We start from the raw sequence: 24,332 nt of genomic DNA, 5'->3' as shown, positions 1-24,332 counted from the left end.
ACACGGAACGATCAGTCCTTGGCGCGCCAGATGTCGCCGGAAGACGTGATGTCGCCGGAAGTGTTGACGATCCACGGCCGGCCTTCGATGGTCACGGTCACCTGGTGCATTGCCTGTGTGATGTTGACGGCATCGAAACGCCCGTTGGACGCATTCCATTTCTTCAGAAGGGATGTCGACTGATCCAGGACATATACCGACCCATCTGCGCCGACGCCCAGATCCTGCGCCTTCTGGGCCGTGCCCTTGGGCCGGTTTTCGAACCTGGAGCCCGTGTACTGCTGCACCTCGGACGACTGGTTCACAATCCACAGATCGCCGCCGGCGCCTAGGTGAACATAGAAAATACCGCTGCTTTCGATCTGCTTGAACACGCTCTTGCCGGCTTCCATCTTGTAAAGCTGGGCGCCGACGGCAACGTACACCGTGCCGTCCGCGGCGACCGCCATGTTGCGTGGCGTGGTGGTGTCGGTGGAGTTGATGACGTAGTAGACCTTTTCCTGCGTTCCCTTGATCCGATAGACGCGGGCCGGCGCGATTTGGCTTAACCCCCACAAAGTTCCGCTTTCGTCCTCGCCCACATCGGCCAGGGACGAATTGGAGAACGCCTTGTCCAAGGCCTCGAACTTTTCGGTCTTGGTGTTGAACTTGAAGACCCCGGTATCGCCCGAAATGTAGACCGCACCCGTATGCCCGGCATGGACGTCCGACAGCATGCCCATGTTGGCGTCGGCGTCGCTCGACTTGTACTTCTCGAACTTCAGGTTTTTGGTGAAGGTGAAGGCGCTGGCGCTTTGGGACGCGACCACGGCGGCGGTCGAGCCGCTGCCCGTCGTGCTGCCAGTCGACTTCTGGGCCAGGACCCGGTCGCCGGCCTCGTTGCGTTCGAAGTAGCGGGATGACAGGACCTTGCGCGCGCTCGTCACGACCCAGGGAAATCCGTTGGGGCCGACAGCGACGGAGGCCGGGGTATGCCCCGGCACCAGCACCTGAGAGAATTTCTTATCGGACGGCCGCTTACGCATCAACAGGTCGTTGGTGTTGACCAGAAACACCGTGCCGTCGGGGCCCACGGCGATGCTGCGCGCCAGTTGGAAAAGGGGCGTACAGGGGCTTTTGCCGCAGCGCTGGGCGACCTGTTCCTTGGAAATGGTCCAGGGCGTGCCGTCCGGTCCGGCGGCGACCTGAACCCCCAACCCGGGCACGTTGTCCGTCTTTCCCGTGGCCCGGTCGAGGCGGGACAGCAGCCCGTCGGCATTGGCGAACAGAACGATGTCGTCCTTTCCGCCGATGGAGATGTCCGACGCGGTGACGCCTTGAATCTGGACCCAGGACGCACCGTTGTGACGGAACACCCGGCCGACGCCGGTCACGCCCCACGGGCTGCCCGTGCTGTCCACGGCGATGCGCGCCAGTTGTCCGGGAAAGCTTTCGAACACTCCCCGGGCATTGCTCCACCGCGTGATCCCGCCGCTGGTATCCAGCGCGAACACGCTGCCGTCGCGGCCGATGGCGATCTGCTGGGCGGTGCCGCGCGTATCGACGAATTCCAGTTTCTCGTTCGTCGTGCTGGCGGCCGGGTCGCTGGTTCCGCCGCCGCCGCCGGGAGACACGGAATTGCTGTTGGAATTGGACTTGTTACCCGTGCCCGAGCCGCTGCCCGACGTGCCGATGGATTGGGCCGTCGGCGTGGTCGCCTTGGCGTCCGGCGCGGTGCTTTCCGTGGCCGTGCTTGTCGTGGGCTGCACATTGCCCGCCGTGATTTGCGGCGCAATGATCGGTTTCGCCTGCGCCAGCGGCGCCTGGGGCACCGGGGCATGCGGTGTTTCCGCCTTGTCTTTGTTTTCTTCCTCGGTCAGCGGCACCTGATCGCGGATCAGCACGGTGGCGAGGATACGCCCGTCGGCCAAGGTCACCCAGGGGCCGCCGTTGGGGGTAAGGCCCGCGGCGATAACGCCGGAGATCCCCTCGTAAGGCACCCAGCGGACGGGCGACATGCGCAGTTTCCGCAACTGTCCGTCGCCGTCGACGATAACGGCCGAACCGTCGGCGCCGAGCGCGATATCACGGGCAATGCCCGGCATGGCGATCCATGCACCGTCTTCCCAGCGCATGATCTGCCCCTTGGGCGTGACGATCCAGGGTTTGCCCCGAATATCGAGGGCGATGCGCCGCGCCGACTGCCCCGGCACGGGCTTCCAGCTTTGCGACAGCGGCTCCCATTTTTCGACGGCGCCGGTAAGCCGGGCGATGTAAATGTTGCCGACCGCGTCACCGGCCACGTCGGCGACCTTGTCGCCTTTCGCCTCCCACCACAGGCCGTTGAAGCGCATGACGTTGCCGTCCGGGGTCACGCCCCAGGGCCGGTTGCCTTCGGCCGCTGTAATGCGCACGAAGGCCCCCGACATCCTGGCCCATTTCTGGCTGACCGCCCGCCACCGAAGGGCGACGCCGTCATCCCCCACGGCGTAAGCCATGGCGGCGGCATTGATCGACAGGTCCTTGGCGCGGCCGGGGATCGGCGTCCAGGCCGCCTTGATCGTTTCACTGGCCGGCGGCGCCGTTACGCGCGACGATTGCCCTGTCGCGGGACGACCGCCGACAAAGGGTAAAAGCGCCAGCACAAGTACCGCACAGGTTATCCCGCGCAGAAACACGTTCTTCACCATCACAATTCATGACCTCCCTAATCGATCGCAGGCATTCGCGTCGGATGGGGGTTCATGCGTCCCACCGCTCAGAGACGATTAAAGTTTCTAATTGTTCGCCAGTCGTTTTTGGATGCTGGCAATGTGTTCGAAGTTTCTCGGATCTTCGTTCCAAGCTCTGAGGCGGAAATCGCCCGACCGGAATTCCTCGAAGAATTCGCGTTTCTTCAGGTTATCGATGATCTGATTGAATGTCGGACGCGGGGTGAACCAGTCTTCGTGGCGTTTGGCCAGGCGTTCCAGATCGCGTTCAAGATCGCTCAAACGTTCGCGGGTCTTCTTGCGGTTGTCTTCCGCCTGGCGGGTATACTGCGGGCGCCGGGGCGTCAGCAAAATCAGGATCGAGCGTTCGAAGTGGCGCTTGGACCGCTCGGAAAACAACAGACTGACGCCCGGGATATCCATGAGCCCCGGCACGCCGTCCTTGGAATTCGACGTTTCACGCTCACTCAGCCCGCCCAAAATCAGGGTTTCGCCGAACCGCATGGTGACCGTCGAATTGACGTTGGTCTTCGTCGTGTCGAGGCGAAATTCGAACAGCACGGAACTTGCCGGATCGGTCAAGAAGGTCCGTTCCGCGACCACGTGCAAGCGCAGGAAGTCGTCTTCGAGAATTTCCGGCGTCACCGCCAGCTTGACCCCGACCTCTTTCTGCACGGAAACCGAATCCCCGTCGCCGCCGGAGACGGCGGCGGCCAGGATTTCCGTGCCCGAGAAAAATTCGGACGTCAGGCCCGATTGGGCGACCAGGCTCGGCTTGGCCAGGATTTCATTCTCCGAATCGGCCGAGTTCGCGATGTTCAACGAATAGGTCACGGCAGGGATGCCGATCTGATTGGTGATCGTCCGCGTGTTTTCGTCGAGACCGCTGTCGATCTTGTCGTTGATGTTGTTGCGCGACCAGCCGAAACCGTAAGCGCCCGTCGTCGGGTTGCCGAACTGAAGCTGCAAGCCGTTCAGAAGGTTGATGCCCCGGGTTTGGCGCACGTCTTCCTGGGTGCCGATGATGACGACGTCGACGACGACCATGCCGGAATCGTTCTGCAGCCCCCCCGTGGCGGTGCCCGGCGCGACACCTGCCCCGGAATCCGCACCATAGGGGTTCGCGGGGGCGCTGCCGTAAGGGCTGCTCGGCGCCCCATAGGGATTGCCCTGGGCGGACGGCGAGCCATAGGGGTTTTGCTGGCCGAACTGGGCCGGAATGACCTTGGCGTCGTGCTCGTAGAACCCGCGCCAGGAATGCAGCCGCCGTTCAAGCTGTTCGACCTTGCCGTTGGATGCATCCTTGTCGCGGAAGGAATTGAGATAATCCTTCGCGGCTTCATTGTCGTTCAGAGCCGCCTTGACCAGGGCCTGGGACCACAGGATATCGGGGTCGGCCGCCGCTTCCGGCGAGACCTTGGTCAACTGGTTCAGGGCCGCTTCCGCCATTTGCGGGTCGTGGCTGTAGTAGGAACTGGCCGCCAGATTGTAGAGCAAGGCGGCATCATCCGGCCGGTGCAGGGCAACCGCGGCAAGATGCCCCTGAGCCAGGGCATAGCGGCGTTGATCCATGTAAAGCAGGCCCAGCTGATAGCGCGCCGCGAGATGGCTGGGATCGAACTTGAGGGCGAGCAGCAGCCCCTGTTCGGCCAACTCAAGCTTGGACCGGTCCTTGGAAATACCGATCAGATGATAGGCGAGACCGTTGAGGAACTGCAGATCCGCATTGGTGATATCAAGCTTGAGCGCGCCGCTGAACAGGCGTTGCGCCTTATCCAGGTCTTTGTCCCGGAGAGCCTGCTCACCCTCCCGGATCAAGGTGACAAGCTCGCGCGGCTGCGACATTTGCGCCGACAGGTTTGCCCCCTCTTCGCCGGACGACATGGTCGCCGCCGTGTCGAAGTTTAAGGTCTGACACCCACCAAGAGAGGCGGCCAACACGACAACTGGCAGACCGTGCCACCGAACACCCAACACAAATCCGTTACTCACTGATACCCCCGTTGCGGCCTGTTACAGGCCGTCTTTTCCGTAACCCCAATCACTCGGCGAGTGCTCACAAAGCGCGTGCAAATATTTAAGTGAAAAAAGACAACCCACTACTCAAAATCGTCCAATTCTCTTTTCAACTGCGGCACTCCCCGCCGCCTGCACGCAAATACACATAAGTGTTCGCTGGCTGCAAATCGGCAGGTTACTGCTTACACGGCCAGACAGGCGAGGCACAAGCACACTGCATTATGATCAAGCGCAAGATTATGCTGCCCGACCGACACGATCCGGCCGCGCGTCTCCATCCACGCAAGGCATTATTCTTTCCACGATGGATTAAGGGGGAGAAACCCGGGAACCGAAAGCGCAAATAGGCCGTGCATGAAGTTTTGCCGCGCAAATCGGACATCGGTTACGCAAATCGGATAGTGACCCGCCCGCGGGGATCACCGGCATCGCGTTTGCGGCGGCAAATCGGCCCTCCCGGCGCCGGGCGGATCCGGGCGATTCGCCCGATACCCACCCCGGTCCTATTTTGCCGGAGCGTCGAACCCAAAGCGGGCCAACACCTTCTGGCCGTCGGGGCTCAGGATGTAATCGGCAAGCTGCGCCGCCGCCTTGGATGCCCCCGTCATCAAGGTGATGCCGTAATCGGCACCGACGGAAAGGACATCCGGCACGGCGACGATTTGCAGGCCCGGAACCTCTTTCTTCGCCAGCACCGCGTTGGTGCAGTAGGTCAGGAACACGTCGGCGCGCTTGTTTTCCATGACCCAGCCGTATTGGTTGCGGCCCTTGGGCGCCTTTTCCGAGGTCGGCCCGCCGGTGAGTTTCACCGCCTTGGCGTCGAGCGTCTTTTCCGCGCCCGGCTTGACCTTGTCCGCCTTGGCGAACAGCCGCCAGGCATAATCGCCCGAAGGATCGGCCTTGGGCGTCGAGGTGCCGACCGTGATCTTGGGATCGAGCAGCACGTCCAGAAGCGTGTCCGTCGACACGGCCACCTCGGGCTGGGCGATGGCGCAGAGCTTGTTGCGCGCGAACATGCGCACCGGCCCGGCCTTGCCGGCTTTCTCCAGGGTTTTCGGATGCTTCATGTTGGCCGAGGCGAAGACCGCCGCCGGCTCACCCTTTTCGATGCGCTGGCGCAGCAGGCCCGACGGCCCGAACGCCGTTTCGACCTTGTGGCCCGATGCCGCCTGGAAATCACCCGCAACCTGCGTGAGGGCGGCCTTCAGGCTGCCCGCCGCATGGAGTTTCACAGTGTCGGCCATGGCCCCTCCGGACATCAACAAGCAGGCAACAAAAACGGCGATTCGCATGGGCTTGATCCTCCGACCCGATAATCCGGTATTTTCGTTCCGTAATATTTGCATAATTATGCAGTTTTATGAGAGCCTGTAAATGCCCCCAGGAAAGGTCATAACCGAGGCGTCACAAACGGAACCCCGCCAACCCATTCGGGAGTCAGGTCCATGAAGATCAGTGCGCGCAATCAGATCACCGGCAAGGTCGTCGAGGTGAAGGACGGTGTCGTCACCGCCCAGGTCACGGTCGACATCGGCGGTGGCAATACCATCGTCTCGTCCATCACCCTGGATTCCGTCAAAACCCTGGGCCTCGCCGCCGGCAAGGAGGTGACGGTCATCATCAAGGCCTCGGATGTGATGCTGGGCGCCTAGGCGTTCAAATTCCAGAGGTTTCGCCGCGGCGGCGGTAGTAGGCGCCGCGCAGGGCTTCCGCCGCCAGACCGACGGCCAAGCCCACGGCCATGTTGACGCCGACGCAGACCACCCCGGTCAGCAGGATGACCACGCGGCAGCTTGGTTTGACGCCGAGAATCCGGCGGTTGAGGGCCATCTCGGTCCCCGCCACGGCCAGGATCGCGCCCACGGCGCCGACCGGCACCAGCATCAGAACGTCGCGGGCCTGCGGGCCGAAGCCGATGCCGAGCGTCAGGCAGAACAGCCCGAACAGGGCCGGCGCGGCCCAGGTCCGCGCCCCGAAACGGTACTGCGCGATCAGCCCGCCCGACCCGTGACACATGGGCAGGGCGCCGAGCGGCGCCAGCACAATGTTCAACACCCCCGTCGACAGCGCCAGACGCCGGGGACTGGTGCGTTCCTTGGCATCGTCGGGAAAGTATTCGGCGGCGATGGCCGAGGTCGCCAGGACCGCGTTGGACAGGGTCAGCGCCAACTGCGGCAAGGCCGTGGTCGTCAGCGCCGCCTGGAAATCCGCCAGGGCCGGGAAGCCCGGCAACGGAAAATGCAGACCCGGGCCGGTCACCGCAAGTCCCGCGCCGCCGGTCATCAGAAAGGCCGCCGCCGCCGTCACCACGACGACCAGCGACCCCAGATGCCGGTAGGGCGTGAGGAACAACAGCAACAGCAGGGCCAGTGCCGCGCCGCCGAACAAGGGCTCGCCCGCCATGTGTTGAAACCCGAGCAACGCCAGTTGTACGCCGACCCCCAACTGCACCCCCATGATGACCGAATTGGGGATCAACCGCGCGATGCGCGTGATGATGCCCGTGACCGCCAGGGCCGCCAGCACCCCGCCGATGATCAGGCCGCTGGCCATGGCCTGGGCCGGGGTCACCGCGCCGACGATGATCAACGCCGCCACCGCCTTCATGGGCTGAATGGGGATGGGCCGGCGGTAGACCAGGGCCACGGCCAGGGCGAACAGGCCGAAGCCGGTCAGCACGCCGGTGCCGTCGAACCCGCGCACGGCCAGCACGCCGATGACCAGCGGCAGAAACGTGCCGAAATCGGCGACCGCGCCCGACACCTCGCCAAGCCATCCCGCCGCCTTGTTTGCCGTCGTCTGGGTCATGGGCCTCCCGCAGGTTCCGGGAAAGGGCCGGAACAGTGCCGGAAATTTTGCAATATGTGCCAAAAAAACACAATCGGCGGCGACGATCCCCGGGCGGCAGGCAGGCCACCCGGGGATCTGCTGCGGGGATGCGGATGCCGAAGAGAGCCGCCGTCCCCGTGGTTCATGAACAGGCCGTCAGGCCGGCAGTTGGGTAAACCGCGCGCAGCGCGCGACGTTGCGGTCATGGACCTCGCGCATTTCGCACAAATCGTCGTATAGATCGGGGTCGGCGATTTTCGGCAGAAATTCAACCAGCCGCCGCGCGACCCAGGACTGCCCCTTGTTCAACAGTTCGATCTTGGCCTGTTGGTCCGCGGTGTCCCGCAGCTTGTCCAGGAACGCGCCGGTTTCGATGCTGGGCTGACCGCCCAGGCGTTCGATATGGCGGGACAGCATGGCGCAGTACCGGGCCTCGTCCTGGGCCACCGCGGACAGCGCGACGCGAAGTTCCAGATCCGGGGTTGCCCGCGCCATCTCGATCACGCCGCGCGCGCCGGCCCGCTCCCCTTCCAGAAGTTCGTTGAGAAACGCGGCCGTTTCCTCATCCGTGAGATAGCCCATGTAGGCGGGATCGGCCTCGCTCATCATGCAGGGCGGCTCTCCCGCGTCACCGGCGGACACGGGGCCCGCGGCAAGGGGATTCCGCGCCGAGATCCACCGCACGCCCTCTTCCGTGACGATCGCGTCCATGGGGATGTCATGCGGCTGCGGGTGGATGGTGGCGAGGCGGTCGACGGCATAACCGACGCCGATGGCCAGGGGTTTCCCGGCTGCGGCCGCCAAGGTCCGATCATAATAGCCGCCACCGTAGCCGAGCCGGTATCCGGCATCGTCAAACCCCAACAACGGGATCAGCAACGCGGGCGGTTGGATGGGCTTGCGCGACGCCGGAACCGGGATGCTCCACACCCCCGGGACCATCTTGGTCTCCGGGCACCATTCCCAGAACTCAACCGGCTGCTTTTCCTTCACGACCACCGGCAAGGCCATCGCCCCGCCCCCGGACGTCGCCGCCGCGGCGAAATCGCGCAGATCCAGTTCACCCCGGAACGGCCAGTAGAACCCGAACCCGCCCCGGCCAAGCCAGGGCATTTCACGGCCGAGATGTTCGACGATCCTGTCCCGGGTGGCCTTGCGGACCGCCAACGGCCGCGCCAACCTGGCGACAAGAATTTCATTCCGCGTTTCCCGCCGCCACTTGTTGACCTCACGCCATTCCATTCACTCAACCTCCTCGAAACGGCCCGACAGGCCCGCGACGATCCCGGCCGCCTCGGCCATGATCCGCTCAATCCGCACCGCCGCGGTGGGAATGTCGTCGATTTCACCCGCCACCTGCCCGGCGAACAGCGCCAGTTGCTCAAGTTCGCCCCGCATGTTGCGCAGCGGGGAATCCGTGCTGTAGCGGTAGATCGGGCGGTCGTCTTCCAGGGCGATGGGCTCACGCTTTCGCAAATAAGGGTCATGGCCGAAACGCGCGGGGCCGGCCTTGGCCGTCAGGCTGTTGCCGATGACCCGGACCGATGCCCCGATGGGCCAATTGATGGCGAACAGGTCCGTGCGCAGGGTGTCTTCCGAACGCGCGCCGACGACCCGTTCCTTATGATAGGCATGGGCGAAGGATTCCTCGGTCGCCAGGAACGCCGTGCCGCAGTGGATTCCCGCCGCCCCCAACGCCAAAGCCGCGACCAGCGACCGGCCCGAAGCGAACCCGCCCGAGGCAACCACGGGAACGGATACCGCCCGCACAACCTGGGGAACCAGAACCAGCGACGATGTCGTGCCGTGGACATGCCCGCCGGCCTCCACCCCCTGGGCGATGATCACGTCGGCGCCGGCCTGTTCGGCCAGCCGCGCATCCTCGACCGTACCGACCTGATGGAACACCAGACAACCATGGTCCTTGGCCCGCTTGATGACGTCCGGGTAGACGTCCCAGAACAGGCAGATCGAATGCACGCCGGCATCGAAGCAGGCGGCCAGTTCGTCTTCGAGCAACCGGGCATCGGTCGCGGCGGGGATCAGGTTGACGCCGAACGGCCGGTCCGTGCCGTTCCGCACGGCGTCGATCTGTCGGCGGATCAAATCCGGGCTTTCGCGCACCATGCCAAGGAAACCATAGCCGCCGGCACGGGTCACCGCGCCGACCAGATCGGCCCGCGCGACGCCGCCCATGCCCGCCTGAAGCACCGGATAGCGGCAGCCGAGCAGCGTGCAGAGTGTCGATTTCATCATCATTCCGTCCATGGCCCTACTCACATATCCGTTCGAACAGAGACGCCAGGGTGACCGCAAGAGTGATCGCGACCAGCCGTTGGACGACGAAAGCCCCCTGCGTCTTCGGGTGGCTCCAGATCATTTCGGCATTCCGCCGGGCGCGGTTCCAGACCGGACGGAATGACCTGGCGGGCGGCGGGGTCACACGGGCCGCGCCGGGGAAGGGAATGACCTCGCAGCGGTGGTCGCCGTTCGACGCCTCGCGGGGACGGGCATCCAGGCCCAGCATGCGATGCAGCCTTCCCGACGCGGGCGGGCCGATGAAGAAATAGCCGAACCAGAATCGAATGTCCGACGGCACCATCGTCATCCCCCGGCGCTGTTCCAGGTCTGAGGATCGGCGGCGCTTGCCGCCGCGCGCGGCCGCGCCAAATTCTGCGCCGCGAACCCCCAGTTGACCAAATGTTCCATGATCGTCGCCACGTAGTCGGGGCGCCGGTTCTGATAATCGAGGTAATAGGCGTGCTCCCAGACATCGAGCGTCAACAGCGGCGAGAGGCCCCGCATGATCGGCGTCTCGCCATTGGGGGTATCCATGATCGCCAGCCCGGGACCGTCGATGACCAGCCAAACCCAGCCGCTGCCGAACACACCCAGGGCGGCGGCGGTGAATTCCTTGAGAAAGGCGTCGTAACCGCCGAACGTGGCGTCGATGCGGTCCGCGAGATCCCCCGCCGGGCGGCCGCCGCCGTCGGGATGCAGGCAGCGCCAGAAAAACGCGTGATTCCACGCCTGCGCCGCGTTGTTCAGAAGTCCCTTCTGATGGCCGTTGCGGGACGCGAACTGGATGATCTGTTCCAGCGGCATGTCGTCCATGCGGAGTTCCTTGGCCAACGTCTTGGCCTTTTCCACATAGGCGCGGTGGTGACGTCCGTGATGGGCCTCCAGGGTCGCGCGCGAGATATGCGGCTCCAACGCGTCATAGGCGTACGGAAGGCTGGAATGGGTAAGCTGCATGGAGTCGTTCCCTTTCGCGGACCGGCCCGTTTCCGGGACCGATTCCGCCGTGCGCTTGTGCGTTGGTCAGGAAAAGGTACGACTTGACTTTTATATCTTGCAAACGATTAAATTTTGCCGATTAAATCGATATCACCGATATAATTTTAGCACATGATCAGGCCCCCCGTGGATACCGAACTCGCCCGCACCTTTCTCACCGTCATCGACGCCGGCAATTTCATCGGCGCGGCCGACCGCCTGCACGTCACCCAATCCACGGTCAGTGCCCGCATCCATTCCCTGGAGGAACAGCTGGGCTGCAAACTGTTCGTGCGCAACAAGGCCGGGACGGCCCTGACCCCGGCCGGGCACCAGTTCCAGAAACACGCGGCCGTTCTTGTGCGCACGGTCGAACACGCGCGCCAGGACGTCGGCATTTCCAGGGGCTACCGGGCGTCGCTCACGGTGGGGGGGCGGTTCGGGCTGTGGGAACGTCTGCTGCTCCGCTGGCTGCCGCTGATGCGCCGAAGCGCCCCCGACATCTCGGTCCGCGCGGAGATCGGGTTCGAGGCGGAGCTCATGCAAGGATTGATCGAAGGGCGCCTCGATATCGGCGTCATGTACACGCCGCAAAGCCGCCCAGGCCTGACGGTCGAGGCCCTGATGGCGGAAAGCCTGGTCATGGTTTCGAGCCGGCCGACGGCGCGGGCGGAACCGGATGCCGATTATGTCTATGTCGACTGGGGGCCTGAATTCTACGCCAAACACAATGCGCGGTTCCCCGAATTCGTGGGGGCGGGGATCACCGCCAATATCGGCTGGCTCGGCCTGCAACATGTATTGCAGTTCGGCGGGTCCGGGTATTTTCCGATCCGCCTGGTACAGCCCTATCTGCAGGACGGGCAGTTGCACCGGCTGCTCGACGCGCCGACCTTCCCGCTGCCCGCCTATCTGGTCTATTCCAGAGACGCGGACACGCACCTGTTGGAACCGGCGCTTGACGGCATTCGCCGGGTCGCCGCGGAAGCCGCCTGACGCCCCGGCGCCGCGCCGTCACTCCACGGCGATCAGCTTTTGGACCATGTCCTTGCTGGAGATGAGGTCCGCCAAGGTGTGCCGCCCGAGGCTTTCGAAAAAGGCCTTCTGCGCCTCGGCAAGGGCGTTGCTGAGAGAGCAGAACGGCGACAGACGGCATTCGATGGCGGCGCAGTCGATCAAGGGGGCGCCCCCCTCAAGCCGCGCCAAGACAGCGCCGACATTGATCTGGTCCGGCGGGCGGGCAAGCTCCATGCCGCCGCCCTTGCCCTGGAAGGTATTGATGAACCCGGCCTTGCCCAGTTCATGGACGACCTTGCGCAGATGTTCGTGCGAGATGTTGAAATAGGCCGCGATCTTCGACAGCGTGCCCCGTTCGTCGGGACGCGCCGCAAGATACAGAAGAACACGCAAGGAATAATCTGAATGGCGGCTTAAATGCATGCGCCGGATTATAGATCACACAAGAGGACGCCGCCACTCGCAACACCCGCCGTCCACCGGGGCACGGACGCCTTTGGGCGGCGCCGGGTGTCCCGCACCCGGCGCCGCCGTTCGGCCGATGGCATGCCACGGATCAAAGACGGTCAGCGGCGAAGCTCCGGAAACGTGCCTTCATGTTCGGGAACGTCGTGGATCCCCGGCCCCTTGGTCATGCTTTCCGAATAATAGAAATCGGCGTCGTATTTCTTGTCCTTCCAGACGTACCAGTCGTCGGTTTTGACGCCTTCGTATTCGATGACCAGGACCGATCCGCCCGGCGCCTTGCCGTTGTTGGAGGTATGATGCTCGATATGGTCGTGGGCGATCCAGCGGCCCGGATTGTCCATGCGCATGATGACGTCGTAACGCTCGCCGGGGCTCAGGTGAATGACATCCGCCGCATAGGGCGAGGCCAACGGCAGACCGTCCTTGTGGGTGACCAGCATGTCATGACCGTGCGGGTGGAACGCCACATCGAGCGTGGCCGCGATCAGGCGCAGACGCAGGACGTCGCCCTTCTTGACCCGGAGCGGCTGCGTCGTCGGGAAGGACTTGCCGTTGATCGAGAAATACGTGATCGGCTCACCAGGCACCCCGCCCTTGCCGTATTCCTGGGCGACCTCGGGGTTCCAGCCGGAAAACATCAGGATGGCGTCCTTGGTGACTTCCTTTTCGATGGGAATCGGCTCCTTCGGGTCGATGATGAAGGGGCCCCACATGGCGCGCAGGCCCACGTGTTCGGGCACGTTGACGTGGCAGTGGTACCAAAGGGTACCCACCTTGTCGGCGGTGAAGCGATAGGTGAAGCTCTCGCCCGGCTCGACCGCCTTTTGCGTCACATTAGGCACGCCGTCGCTGCGCCAGCTGTTGGTCTGGTACATGCCGTGCCAGTGAATGGTATGGCTGAGGGTCGTGTTGTTGGTCACCGTGACCTCGACATCGTCCCCTTCCTTGACCCGCAGCAACGGGCCCGGGACCTGTCCGTTGTAGGCCCAGACCTTGTATTTCAGGCCCGGCGCGACATCGACGGTTACTTCCTCGATCGTCATGTCGAAATGGCGGGCCTCGGCCCAGGCCCCGGCGGGCAACAGGCCCCCCAGCGCCAGGGCGAGGATGAGCAGTCCTGATCTTTGCATGTCACGTTCTCCTATTTGGCGCCGGCGCAGCAAAGCGCGCGCAGGTAGGCGACCACGTCGTGGATTTCGTCATCGGTCATGTTGCCGTCCCAGTTGGGCATCAGGATCGACTTGTTGACCGCCTGGCCGCCTTCCTTGATCGCCTTGAACAGGTCGTCGTCGGTGCGGGCCGACATTTCCGCCCGGTCCCGGTGATTGCGCGGCTGAACAGAAAGCTGAGGGGCGTTGATTCCCTTTCCGTCGCCGGACAGGCCGTGGCACTGGGTGCAGTAGACCCGGTAAAGCGTCTTGCCGTGCGCCGCGTCGGCGGCCGGCGCCGGCCGCGGATAAAGGATCGATCCGCACAGAAAGACAGCCAGTATGAAAAGCTTGTTCATTTCGCCTTCTCCGGTTTTTCGCCGATGGTCCGCAGGTAATTGGCCAGCTTGTGAATCCCGGCCGTGTTCAGATGCTTGTTCGGCATCAGGGTCCGAGGCTCCCAGGCCGCCGGATCGCGGATGTAAGACACGATGAACGGCGGCTGGAGGCGCTGCCACGCGGTATGGAGTTCGGGGCCGGAAAAGCCCCCGTACTTGGGCGTATCCTTGTGACAGCCGCTACAGCCCTTGAACTTGACGAAGTCCATGGCCCCGATCCGGGCCGACACGCGGCCGGGGGTGTAGTCCTCTTTCGCCAAGAGGGCCGTATTCGGTGTCAGGGTCATCAGGTAGTCCGCGATCTCCTTCGCCGCCGGCGCATCGACCGCCGGGTGGTCGGACAGGGACGCCGCGTCAACGGCGTCCCCCTCCGGCCCCTTGGCCGCATGGTCGGGGGCGAAGTCCCCCGCCGGCCGGATGCGGGTGGGCTTCTGCAACCAGGTTTCCAGCCAGTCCCGGCGGAACTTGTTTCCGGCGAAGAAAAGAGGCGGCCCCTTCCGGGTCTGACGCGCCGCCAGATCGGGGCTCGCCGGCCCTGACATCTGATGGCACACCGCACACTCTTTTTGGATCTTCGCCGGCGCCTCGGCCGCCGGGGCCGAGGTAACGGACAGCGCGGTCATCAGGGCCGCGCCGCCGAGTGCGATAACCTTTCGCATGGGGGGAACTCCTGTTCTCAGCGCAGAATGAGATTGCCGTTTTTGCCCTTGTCCGGGTTCGCGTCCTTGAAGTTCATCAGAACGGAGATCGCGCCGTTGAGAGCATGCTTCATCCGGTGATCGACAATGGCGTTATTGGTTGCACGGTCGGCCGGCGGAACGATGTCGAAGGTCATGGCGTGGGCCGGCGGCACTTCCGCCGTTTGCAGGCTGTAGCGGATATTCTTCGGATTGCCGTTGTCCCACACCCGGTCCCAGATGCCGGCGATCGGATGAAACGCCGCCGCTTCGTTGATCATCGCGTTGACGAAGAAGATGCGGACACGCTCGCCGGGTTTGGCTTCCAGGGTCAGGGCCGCGTTGGGATCGTGCACCGGGTCGTAGTGGAACAGCTTGCCGTTCACCAGCGTGCCGACCCATTGCTTGTTCATCGCCCGGTCCTGGGCGCTGGTGCCGTCCTGAAACAGATCGCCGTGGACCAGGACGTATTCGCGGTCCGGCTTGGGATAGGCGTCCGAATAGCCTTCCTTGGGATCGACGATGATCACGCCGTACATGCCGCGCGAAATATGCTCGGCCATGGAACTGGCGCCGCAGTGATAGATGAAGACGCCGGGATGGTTCGCCTTGAACGTAAACTGCTTGGTGTCGCCGGGGCGGACTTCCGAGAACTCATCCAGGACGTCGACGACCGCGGCGTGAAAATCCATGGAATGGCTGTTCTTGTTGGTCTTCTGATTGAGGAGCGTGAAATCGATCTCGTCCCCCTCCGTCACGCGGACCAGCGGGCCGGGCACGGTGCCGCCGAAGGTCCACATGCGTTGCGTCGTGCCCTTGTTGTCGATCGGCAGTTCTTTTTCGATGACGGGGATGTCGACTTTCACCGTCTTGGCGGCGGCGGGCGCGGAGATCGCAGAAAGCAGCCCGGCCGCGGCCAACCCAAGAACCCAGGCACGGGGGGTGTTGTTACGCAGATGATTCATAGATACCTCCATAAAGATGTTTTATTTACACATGTTAAATAGCCTTCGTTTTCATGGATGTCAAATACATGTTATGCGGCTTTCCCGTACCGGAAAGCGCGCGAATAATGCCCGCCTGCCCCCAATGGCTTGCGGGCATGCTGTTTTGAATGCGGGGGCGCGCGGCCATCTCAATTCGCGGCACGCATTTCAGGAACGGGAAGTCGCGGCGCCCGGCGGGACGCGGCCCCTATCTGGCGGCGGCCAGCGTCGCCCGGAACCGGGCCAGGCCGAAGGCAAAGAACGCCCCGCCGATGCCGGCGGTCATCAGCAGTTCCGGCCAGACGATCTCGATCCCTGCCCCGCGGTACAGAACCGCCTGCGCGAACTTGATGAAATGGGTCGAGGGCAGAACCTGCACCGCGGTCTGCAACGCCGGCGGCATGCTTTCCAACGGCGTGACCCCGCCGGACAGCAGGTTCATCACGACGAATACCGGAATGGACAGCAACCCGAACTGGGGCATCGTGGTCGCGACGGTGGACAGCGTGATGCCCATCGCGGTGACGGCGAACAGATAGACGGCGGAACCAAGCGCAAACAGGATGACCGACCCGACGATGGGAACGCCGAGCAGACCCTGAACGACGAAGTGCAGCGACAGCACCGCCGCCAGGACGATGACCAACCCGTTCGCCCAGATCTTGGCCAGCATGATTTCCCCCGACGCAACCGGCATCACCAGAAGGTGCTCCAGGGTTCCGTGCTCGCGTTCCCGGATGACCGCGGCTCCGCTGAGGATGATCGCGAGGATCGTCAGGTTGTTGATGATCTGCATCACCGCCATGAACCACGAAGAGTTCAGGTTGGGATTGTACTTCGCCCGTGTCTGTAGATCGACCGGCAGCGCCGCGACGCCGCCGGACCGGCTGACGAACTTCAGAAGTTCGGCATTGATGATGCTGGAGATATAGGTCGCGCCGTTGCCCGCAATCGTCATCGCCGTCGCGTCGACGTTCAGCTGAATCGCCGGCCCCCGCCCGGCCAGCACGTCCGCCTCGAATCCCGGGGGGATATCCAGCACGAATGTGTACCGGCCGGCATCCATGCCCGCGTCAACCGCATGCAGATCGATCACCTCGGGCGTTTTGAAGTAGGGCGGCAGGAAGGCGCCTGTGATGCGGTTTGACAAGCCCGTGCGGTCCTCGTCGACAATGGCGATGGAGGCATTGTGCAATTCCGTCTGCACCCCGTTGGCGACGGTGTAGATGGCGAAGGTGAAGGTATAGAAGATCAGCCCCATCAGGACCGGATCGCGCATCAGGCTGAACAGTTCCTTCACGCCCAGCCGATAGATGTTGGAAATCTTCTGCATGGTTCAGGCCTCCTGCTTGCGCAGCAACGCCGTCGCGATCCCCAAAAAAAGGAGACAGAACCCGGCCAGAATCAGGTGGTTGGGATATAGAACCGCGATGTCGAGCCCCTTGTTGAAAACGCCGGCGCTGATTTTCTGAAAATAGAGCGCCGGAAAGACCTTTCCGATGATCGCCGCCCCCCCTTCCAGCGTCGACACCGGATACATCATCCCGGAAAAATTGACCGTCGGGATCGTGACGATAATCGCCGTCGCGAAGATCGCGGCGATCTGCGAGCGGACAAAGGTCGACACGACGAGACCGAAGGCCGTGGCCGCCATCGCATAAAGCACCGCGCCCGACACCAGGGCAAGAACGCCGCCCGGCATACCGATGCCGAACACCGTCAGCATCAGCGTCACAAGGCTGATGAAACTGACCAGCGCGACACCGACATAGGGCAGTTGCTTGCCAAGCAGGAATTCTATTTTCCGGGCCGGGGCGGCATAGAGATTGAGGATCGATCCCATTTCCTTTTCCCGCACGACGCCGAGCGCCGTCAGCATGGCGGGAATCATGATCAGCAACATCATCAGAACGCCCGGCGGAATCGCGTATTGCGACCGGAATGCCTGATTATAACGAAACCGAGGTTCGACCGTTGCCGGGTAGTAGCGGGGAACCACGGCGGTTTCCTGCATCGACACATCGGCCAGATGGGCATACAGCACGCCCTGCACGTAGCCGCGCCCCGTTTCCGCCCGCGTGGTGTTCGATCCGTCCAGCCAGGCACCGATTTGCGGGGTGCGGCCCGCCAGGAGATCGCGGCCATACCCAGGAGGAATGACAACGGCGAGAGAGATGTCGCCCGCCTTCATCCGGCGGTCCAATTCGGCGAAATCGGCAATCGGGGGCCGTTCGTCGAAATAGCGCGAACTCGACATCGCGTTGAGAAACATGCGGCTTTCGCGGGACTGGTCCTGATCCAGGGCGGCGTAGGACAGGTTTTCGACATCGAACGTAATGCCGAACCCCATCGCCAGCATCAGGACGATCGGGCCGGCCAGGGCAAAGGTCAGTCGAATTGGGTCGCGCAGGATTTCCATGGCCTCGCGCCGCGCGAACGCCCAGATGCGGGCGGCGAAGATCCAGTTGGAACCCGCATCGTGCGGCGCCGCCGTTGCCGGAAGGGCCAGCCCGCGCCCGGCGGAGGCGTCTTCCGCGCCGGCGTCCGCCAGAAATCCGATGAACGCCGCCTCAAGCGAGGGAGCGTTTCGCTGCGCGCGCAGACCGTCGGGTGTCCCCTGCGCCAGAACCTTTCCGGCGTGCATCAGCGAAATACGGTCGCAACGCTCCGCTTCGTTCATGAAATGGGTGGAGATGAAGATCGTCACCCCGTCCTTGCGCGACAATTCGATCAGCAATTCCCAGAACGCGTCACGCGCGATCGGATCGACGCCCGAGGTCGGTTCGTCAAGGATCAGCATTTCCGGTTCATGCAGCACCGCGACGGCCAATTGCAGACGCTGGCGCACGCCCAGCGGCAGGCTTCCGGGCGTGGCGTCGGCCACGTCGCGCAAGTCGAAGCGGTCGATCAGTTCGTCGACACGGGCCCGGCGGCGATCACCCTTGATGTGGAACAGGTCCGCATGCAGGAACAGATTCTGGCGCACCGAAAGTTCGGAATAAAGCGAAAAGGATTGCGACATGTAGCCGACGCGCCGGCGCATCGCCATGCCGTCGCTGCCGACCGATTTCCCGAACAACCGGGCCTCGCCTTCGCTCGCGGTCAGCAGGCCGGTCAGCATCTTCATGGTCGTGGTCTTGCCGCAGCCGTTCGATCCGAGAAATCCGAAAATCTCGCCTGGTTCAATGCGGAAACTGACATTGTCGACGGCCGTGAAATTGCCGAAGCGCATGGTCAGGTCCTGTGCCTCGATGGCGGGCGGGCCGTCCTGCGGGGGGCGTGGCGGCAGGGTGACCGCCCGATGTCCGCGCCGGTCTTCTTCGGGCAGAAGGGCAATGAACGCGGCTTCCAACGTATCGGCGCCGGCGGCGGCCATCAGGGTGTCCGGCGCGCCGACGGCAAGGATCCTTCCGGCATTCATGGCGATCAGATCGTCGAACCGCTCGGCCTCCGACATATAGGCGGTCGCGGTGATCACGCTCATGCCCGGACGGCGCGCACGGATGCGGTCGATCAGTTTCCAGAACTGCTGACGCGACAACGGGTCGACGCCGGTTGTCGGTTCGTCGAGGATCAGCAAATCGGGGTCATGGATCAACGCGCAACACAGGGAGAGTTTCTGTTTCATGCCGCCGGACAGCTTGCCCGCGGGACGGTCCGCGAACGGGTCAAGTCCGGTGCTTTGCAGCAGGTGGGCGATGCGTGTGCGGCGTTCGTGTTCCGACTGGCCGTAAAGCCGTCCGAAGAAATCGATGTTTTCAAAGACCGAAAGCGTCGGGTAGAGATTGCGGCCCAACCCCTGCGGCATGTAGGCGATGCGCGGGCAGACCGCGTCGCGGTGCCTCTGGTCGCCCATCGATCCGCCAAGCGCCGTGACGGTGCCCGTTTGCAGGCGGCGCACCCCGGCGATCAGCGCCAGAAACGTCGACTTGCCGACACCGTCCGGCCCGATCAGGCCAACCATCCGGCCGGCGGGGATCGAAACCGACACATCGTCAAGGGCCGCCACCGCCCCATAGCGGTGCGTGACGCCGTTCAGGACGGCGGCCGGATCGGCCGGCGCCGTCATCAAGGCAGGTTCACGGCCAGCGTCCCCGGCCATTCCACCGCCGGCGAAACGCGGACAATCGCCACCCCGGGCACACCGGTTTTCACGACGTCCTGATACTTGCCGAGAACCTCCGCCGGGATCTGCAACTTCACGCGGAACGTCAGTTTCTCGCGTTCGCTCTTGGTCTCGACGTATTTTGGCGTGAACTGCGCCTCGGACGCGACGAAGGTTACCGTCGCCGGGATCACGTATTGCGGGGCGGCATCAAGAATAAGCCGTGCTTCGGCGCCAAAGCGCAGGCGGCCCGCGTCGTCCGTGGGCAGATAGACATCCATGTAGACGTCCGTCAGGTCGAGCAAGGTGACGACCTTGCCGCCGGCGGCGAGGATTTCCCCGGGCTCCGCCAGGCGGTATTGCACCCGCCCGCGCCGTGGCGCGATCAGGGTATGGTCGGCGAGATTCGCCTTCAGGGCGGCGGTCTTGGCTTCCGATGCCTCAATCGCCGCCTCTGCCGAGGCGATCTGCGCGCGGGCGGTGTTGAGGGCCGCGGAGGCGGTGATTTCCTGGGAACGGCGCTGGTCCAGTATTTCCCCCGTCGCAAATCCACGTTTGGCCAGCAGCTCCGTTCGCTTCAGTTCGGATTTGGCGAGCGCCAGTTCCCCTTCCCGCTGGGAGAACAGGGCCTTGGCTTGCGCCAGTTCCTGAACCGCCTGCCGGGTTGCCGCCTCGGCGGCGCGAACCTCCGCCTCAAGCTCGGACGCATCGACACGCGCGACCACGGCCCCGGCGGCAACCATCTGCCCCTCTTCGACCAGAACCTCGGCGATCCGCCCGCCGAATTTCAGCGCGACATCGACCCGCTTCGCCTCGATCCGCCCATTGGCGCGGCTGAACCCTTCGGGCAGATCGCTTTGGTGTTGCTGCCACCAGAAGAAACCACCGCCAATTGCGACGGCGACAATCACCGCGCCGGCTATCAGGATTTTTCTAGAATTCATTCCGACTTATCTCTTTCTCTTTTTTCCTGCTGGTCCCTGGACACAGAGACCTGCGCCCAGGCGGCGATAAGATCGTCGCCATCGATTATATGGTCTCACCGATGATCAATTTCGCATAGTCCATGACGAAATACGCCGTGACCATACCGACATGCATATGCGGCGGCCTTCTCCATCAACGCATCGAAGCCGCATGGTTTCGCCGGTTTTCCATGCAGAACCTTGGCGGTTCTTGCTTCCACCTGCTTTCCATAGGTTGACCCCTGGATTTTGGTGGTTGGGGTTTAGCCAAACAAAAACGCCCATAACCTTATGAGGTTAGGGCGTTTTTGTTTTGGTTGCGGGGGCAGGATTTGAACCTGCGACCTTCAGGTTATGAGCCTGACGAGCTACCGGGCTGCTCCACCCCGCGTCACCGAATAGCACTGTCTGTGCTGGGACGCCTGCGGCGCCTGGAATGGTCCGCGCGGTTGCGCGGGAGATTATGAAGAGGAATTGGGTGGAACCCGGTTTGAAGACCTGGCGGCGACCTACTCTCCCACGCCTTAAGACGCAGTACCATCAGCGCTGGAAGCTTTCACGGCCGAGTTCGGGATGGGATCGGGTGGGGCACTTCCGCCATAACCACCAGGTCGTCAAACCGGGTTCGCGCATATTCGTTATATTCGTTGGGCATATTCCAAGAACAGTCTGGCAAGTCGGGAATACCGAGTATCGGTTTCCCCTGTATGGGTTTTGCTTATCCATACGTATGGAGGGGTTCTCAAGATCAATCGAGCCATTAGTACCGGTCAGCTTCACACATTACTGCGCTTCCACACCCGGCCTATCAACGTGGTGGTCTTCCACGGCTCTCAAGCGAGACCTGGTTTTGAGGAGGGTTTCCCGCTTAGATGCTTTCAGCGGTTATCCCGGCCGGACTTAGCTACCCTGCTATGCGGCTGGCGCCACAACAGGTCCACCAGAGGTCCGTCCACCCCGGTCCTCTCGTACTAGGGGCAGATCCTCTCAAGTCTCGAACACCCACGGCAGATAGGGACCGAACTGTCTCACGACGTTCTAAACCCAGCTCACGTACCACTTTAATCGGCGAACAGCCGAACCCTTGGGACCTGCTCCAGCCCCAGGATGTGATGAGCCGACATCGAGGTGCCAAACCGCCGCGTCGATATGGACTCTTGGCGGCGATCAGCCTGTTATCCCCGGCGTACCTTTTATCCGTTGAGCGATGGCCCTTCCACGCGGGACCACCGGATCACTATGACCGACTTTCGTCTCTGCTCGAACCGTCGCTCTCGCAGTCAGGCGGGCTTATGCCATTGCACTCAACAGCCGATGTCCGACCGGCTTGAGCCCACCATCGCGCGCCTCCGTTACTCTTTAGGAGGCGACCGCCCCAGTCAAACTACCCGCCACAGAGGGTCCCGGACCCAGGTTCATGGGCCGCGGTTAGATATCAGAGAACAAAAAGGTGGTATTTCAAGGATGGCTCCACACCAGCTGACGCCGATGCTTCATAGCCTCCCACCTATCCTACATAGTCATTCCCTAATACCACTCTGAAGCTGTAGTAAAGGTGCACGGGGTCTTTCCGTCTAACCGCGGGTACTCCGCATCTTCACGGAGAGTTCAATTTCGCTGAGTCGATGTTGGAGACAGTGGGGAAGTCGTTACGCCATTCGTGCAGGTCGGAACTTACCCGACAAGGAATTTCGCTACCTTAGGACCGTTATAGTTACGGCCGCCGTTTACCGGGGCTTCGATTCAAAGCTCTCACCTCTCCTCTTAACCTTCCGGCACCGGGCAGGCGTCAGACCCTATACGTCGCCTTGCGGCTTCGCAGAGCCCTGTGTTTTTAGTAAACAGTCGCCACCCCCTGGTCTGTGCCACCCGCCCCTGGTTGCCCAAAGACGGGTCACCCTTATCCCGAAGTTACGGGTGCAATTTGCCGAGTTCCTTCAACATCGTTCTCTCAAGCGCCTTGGTATGCTCTACCAGTCCACCTGTGTCGGTTTGGGGTACGGTCTATACGGCGGGGTTATTTCCTGGAACGGCTTCGCAGCCCCGACAATCCAATAAGCCGGAACTACTTCCACCATTCGTCACCTCCGCCAGGCCCTGGAATATTAACCAGGTTCCCATCGACTACGCCTTTCGGCCTCGCCTTAGGAGCCGGCTCACCCTCGGCGGATTAGCCTTGCCGAGGAACCCTTGGACTTACGGCGAGAGTGTCTCTCACACTCTTTGTCGCTACTCATGTCAGCATTCTCACTTCCGATACCTCCAGCAATCCTCACGGATCACCTTCGCAGGCCTACGGAACGCTCCGCTACCACTCCTCCGAAGAGAAGTCCGCAGCTTCGGTGCATGGCTTTAGCCCCGATACATCTTCGGCGCAGGACGGCTTAACTAGACCAGTGAGCTGTTACGCTTTCTTTAAAGGATGGCTGCTTCTAAGCCAACCTCCTGGTTGTCTTGGCCTTCCCACATCCTTTCCCACTTAGCCATGACTTAGGGACCTTAGCTGGCGGTCTGGGCTGTTTCCCTTTCGACCATGGACCTTAGCACCCACAGTCTGTCTGCCACGCTCTACTCACCGGTATTCGGAGTTTGGTTAGGTTTGGTAATCCTGTGGGGACCCCTAGCCCATCCAGTGCTCTACCCCCGGCGGTAATACGTGACGCACTACCTAAATAGTTTTCGCGGAGAACCAGCTATTACCCGGTTTGATTGGCCTTTCACCCCTAACCACAAGTCATCCCCCCATTTTTCAACATAGGTGGGTTCGGTCCTCCAGCGGGTGTTACCCCGCCTTCAACCTGCTCATGGCTAGATCACCGGGTTTCGGGTCTGATCCTACGAACTACGTCGCGCTATTAACACTCGCTTTCGCTCCGCCTACACCTAACGGCTTAAGCTTGCTCGCAAAATCAACTCGCTGACCCATTATACAAAAGGTACGCGGTCACCCCTCAAGGAGGCTCCCACTGCTTGTAAGCATCCGGTTTCAGGTCTCTTTCACTCCCCTCGTCGGGGTGCTTTTCACCTTTCCCTCACGGTACTGGTTCACTATCGGTCGTCAAGGAGTACTTAGGCTTGGAGGGTGGTCCCCCCAATTTCAGACAGGATTTCACGTGTCCCGCCCTACTCGAGGACTGAACTGCTTTCTACCCGTACGGGGCTATCACCCGCTATGGCCCTACTTTCCAGAAGGTTCCGGTTCTTACAATCCAGCCACTGGCCTGGTCCGCGTTCGCTCGCCACTACTAACGGAGTCTCGGTTGATGTCCTTTCCTCCGGCTACTGAGATGTTTCACTTCGCCGGGTTTGCCTCGCATACCTATGTATTCAGTATGCGATACCGCTAAAGCGGTGGGTTGCCCCATTCAGAGATCTCCGGATCAAAGGGTGCTCTCCCCTCCCCGAAGCTTATCGCAGAGTGCCACGTCTTTCATCGCCTCTTGACGCCAAGGCATCCACCAGATGCTCTTGTCACACTTGAGAACGTCCCCCATACGCATGAATAAGCCGACCGGACCCCCTCGCCGAAGCAAGGCAGACCGTTCCGCGTCTTCCGCAATCCCCTTCCAACATGAGCCTTTTGTGTGCCTCATGCCGTCAGGAACCGCGTCCTTACGGATACATACGGGAAAACTCGATACTCAACTCGAACCGGTCTCAGAACGGGGCCCCGTGCAGGAACCCCAGACCTCAACCGGCCCGCGGTATTCAAAACTTGCCAGACCAAAATATTCGGTATTGCCGCACCTACGGA

General features: G+C 62.5%; 18 protein-coding genes, 1 tRNA gene and 2 rRNA genes. 2 read left to right on the top strand and 19 right to left on the bottom strand.

The genetic code is table 11. The annotated features are described in order from the left end of the window. Positions 1-11 precede the first annotated feature (11 nt). The 3 genes from RJ527_10975 to RJ527_10965 form a co-directional block, all read right to left on the bottom strand. On the bottom strand, positions 12-2,669 hold the full coding sequence (locus tag RJ527_10975; GenBank protein ID WND78050.1) for a tectonin domain-containing protein: 2,658 nt from the start codon (positions 2,667-2,669) through the stop codon (positions 12-14). 87 nt (positions 2,670-2,756) lie between these two features. Continuing rightward, the gene (locus tag RJ527_10970) at positions 2,757-4,682 is read right to left on the bottom strand and encodes a hypothetical protein (GenBank protein WND74562.1); all 1,926 of its coding nucleotides are present in this window, start codon (positions 4,680-4,682) and stop codon (positions 2,757-2,759) included. Between the two features lie 530 nt (positions 4,683-5,212). Further along, the gene (locus RJ527_10965) at positions 5,213-5,953 is read right to left on the bottom strand and encodes a molybdate ABC transporter substrate-binding protein (GenBank protein WND74561.1); all 741 of its coding nucleotides are present in this window, start codon (positions 5,951-5,953) and stop codon (positions 5,213-5,215) included. Between the two features lie 201 nt (positions 5,954-6,154). Here RJ527_10965 and RJ527_10960 point away from each other — a divergent pair, with 201 nt between their 5' ends. After that, a complete protein-coding gene (locus RJ527_10960; GenBank protein ID WND74560.1) occupies positions 6,155-6,361 on the top strand; it encodes a TOBE domain-containing protein in 207 nt (68 codons plus the stop codon). A gap of 4 nt (positions 6,362-6,365) precedes the next feature. Here the strand turns inward: RJ527_10960 and RJ527_10955 are convergent, their stop codons facing one another. From RJ527_10955 to RJ527_10935, 5 genes are all read right to left on the bottom strand, one after another. Beyond that, positions 6,366-7,517 (bottom strand): putative sulfate/molybdate transporter, encoded by a 1,152-nt coding sequence (locus tag RJ527_10955; GenBank protein ID WND74559.1) that lies wholly within the window; start codon positions 7,515-7,517, stop codon positions 6,366-6,368. A 177-nt stretch (positions 7,518-7,694) separates the two neighbouring features. Further along, positions 7,695-8,780, bottom strand: coding sequence for a 5-formyltetrahydrofolate cyclo-ligase (locus RJ527_10950; protein WND74558.1), 1,086 nt, complete (start codon positions 8,778-8,780; stop codon positions 7,695-7,697). Next, positions 8,781-9,806 carry a nitronate monooxygenase gene (locus tag RJ527_10945; protein ID WND74557.1) on the bottom strand — a complete coding sequence of 342 codons (1,026 nt, stop codon included), beginning with the start codon at positions 9,804-9,806 and terminating at the stop codon, positions 8,781-8,783. 4 nt (positions 9,807-9,810) lie between these two features. Next, complete coding sequence (locus tag RJ527_10940) at positions 9,811-10,146, bottom strand: hypothetical protein (protein WND74556.1); 336 nt, start codon at positions 10,144-10,146, stop codon at positions 9,811-9,813. Next, a complete protein-coding gene (locus RJ527_10935; protein WND74555.1) occupies positions 10,143-10,793 on the bottom strand; it encodes a superoxide dismutase in 651 nt (216 codons plus the stop codon). Before RJ527_10935 ends, RJ527_10940 begins: the two co-directional genes overlap by 4 nt. Positions 10,794-10,961: 168 nt before the next feature. On the opposite strand from RJ527_10935, the gene RJ527_10930 reads away from it, so the two are divergent. Then, positions 10,962-11,810 carry a LysR family transcriptional regulator gene (locus RJ527_10930; protein WND74554.1) on the top strand — a complete coding sequence of 283 codons (849 nt, stop codon included), beginning with the start codon at positions 10,962-10,964 and terminating at the stop codon, positions 11,808-11,810. Between the two features lie 18 nt (positions 11,811-11,828). Here the strand turns inward: RJ527_10930 and RJ527_10925 are convergent, their stop codons facing one another. The 11 genes from RJ527_10925 to RJ527_10875 form a co-directional block, all read right to left on the bottom strand. Next, positions 11,829-12,224: an Rrf2 family transcriptional regulator gene (locus RJ527_10925; GenBank protein ID WND74553.1), complete on the bottom strand. Its 396-nt coding sequence runs from the start codon at positions 12,222-12,224 to the stop codon at positions 11,829-11,831. 173 nt (positions 12,225-12,397) lie between these two features. Then, a complete protein-coding gene (locus RJ527_10920) occupies positions 12,398-13,429 on the bottom strand; it encodes a multicopper oxidase domain-containing protein (GenBank protein ID WND74552.1) in 1,032 nt (343 codons plus the stop codon). A gap of 11 nt (positions 13,430-13,440) precedes the next feature. Beyond that, on the bottom strand, positions 13,441-13,806 hold the full coding sequence (locus tag RJ527_10915) for a cytochrome c (protein ID WND74551.1): 366 nt from the start codon (positions 13,804-13,806) through the stop codon (positions 13,441-13,443). Beyond that, positions 13,803-14,504 carry a hypothetical protein gene (locus RJ527_10910; protein ID WND74550.1) on the bottom strand — a complete coding sequence of 234 codons (702 nt, stop codon included), beginning with the start codon at positions 14,502-14,504 and terminating at the stop codon, positions 13,803-13,805. Before RJ527_10910 ends, RJ527_10915 begins: the two co-directional genes overlap by 4 nt. Positions 14,505-14,521: 17 nt before the next feature. Next, the gene (locus RJ527_10905) at positions 14,522-15,487 is read right to left on the bottom strand and encodes a multicopper oxidase domain-containing protein (protein ID WND74549.1); all 966 of its coding nucleotides are present in this window, start codon (positions 15,485-15,487) and stop codon (positions 14,522-14,524) included. Positions 15,488-15,716: 229 nt separating this feature from the next. Next, positions 15,717-16,841 (bottom strand): ABC transporter permease, encoded by a 1,125-nt coding sequence (locus RJ527_10900; protein WND74548.1) that lies wholly within the window; start codon positions 16,839-16,841, stop codon positions 15,717-15,719. A gap of 3 nt (positions 16,842-16,844) precedes the next feature. Then, positions 16,845-19,577 (bottom strand): ribosome-associated ATPase/putative transporter RbbA, encoded by a 2,733-nt coding sequence (rbbA, locus tag RJ527_10895; protein ID WND74547.1) that lies wholly within the window; start codon positions 19,575-19,577, stop codon positions 16,845-16,847. Beyond that, positions 19,577-20,557 carry an HlyD family efflux transporter periplasmic adaptor subunit gene (locus tag RJ527_10890; protein WND74546.1) on the bottom strand — a complete coding sequence of 327 codons (981 nt, stop codon included), beginning with the start codon at positions 20,555-20,557 and terminating at the stop codon, positions 19,577-19,579. Before RJ527_10890 ends, rbbA begins: the two co-directional genes overlap by 1 nt. A gap of 335 nt (positions 20,558-20,892) precedes the next feature. Next, positions 20,893-20,969 (bottom strand) — tRNA-Met (locus RJ527_10885). A gap of 105 nt (positions 20,970-21,074) precedes the next feature. Further along, positions 21,075-21,189 (bottom strand): 5S ribosomal RNA (gene rrf, locus RJ527_10880). Positions 21,190-21,316: 127 nt separating this feature from the next. Beyond that, positions 21,317-24,061: ribosomal RNA gene (locus RJ527_10875) — 23S ribosomal RNA — on the bottom strand. Positions 24,062-24,332: the final 271 nt, after the last annotated feature.

The sequence above is a fragment of the Thalassospiraceae bacterium LMO-SO8 genome (assembly GCA_031655335.1).
Taxonomy (GTDB): domain Bacteria; phylum Pseudomonadota; class Alphaproteobacteria; order Rhodospirillales; family Casp-alpha2; genus UBA1479.
The sequence above is the reverse complement of the archived record's forward strand: the minus strand, read 5'-3'. Positions and strand labels throughout refer to the sequence as shown.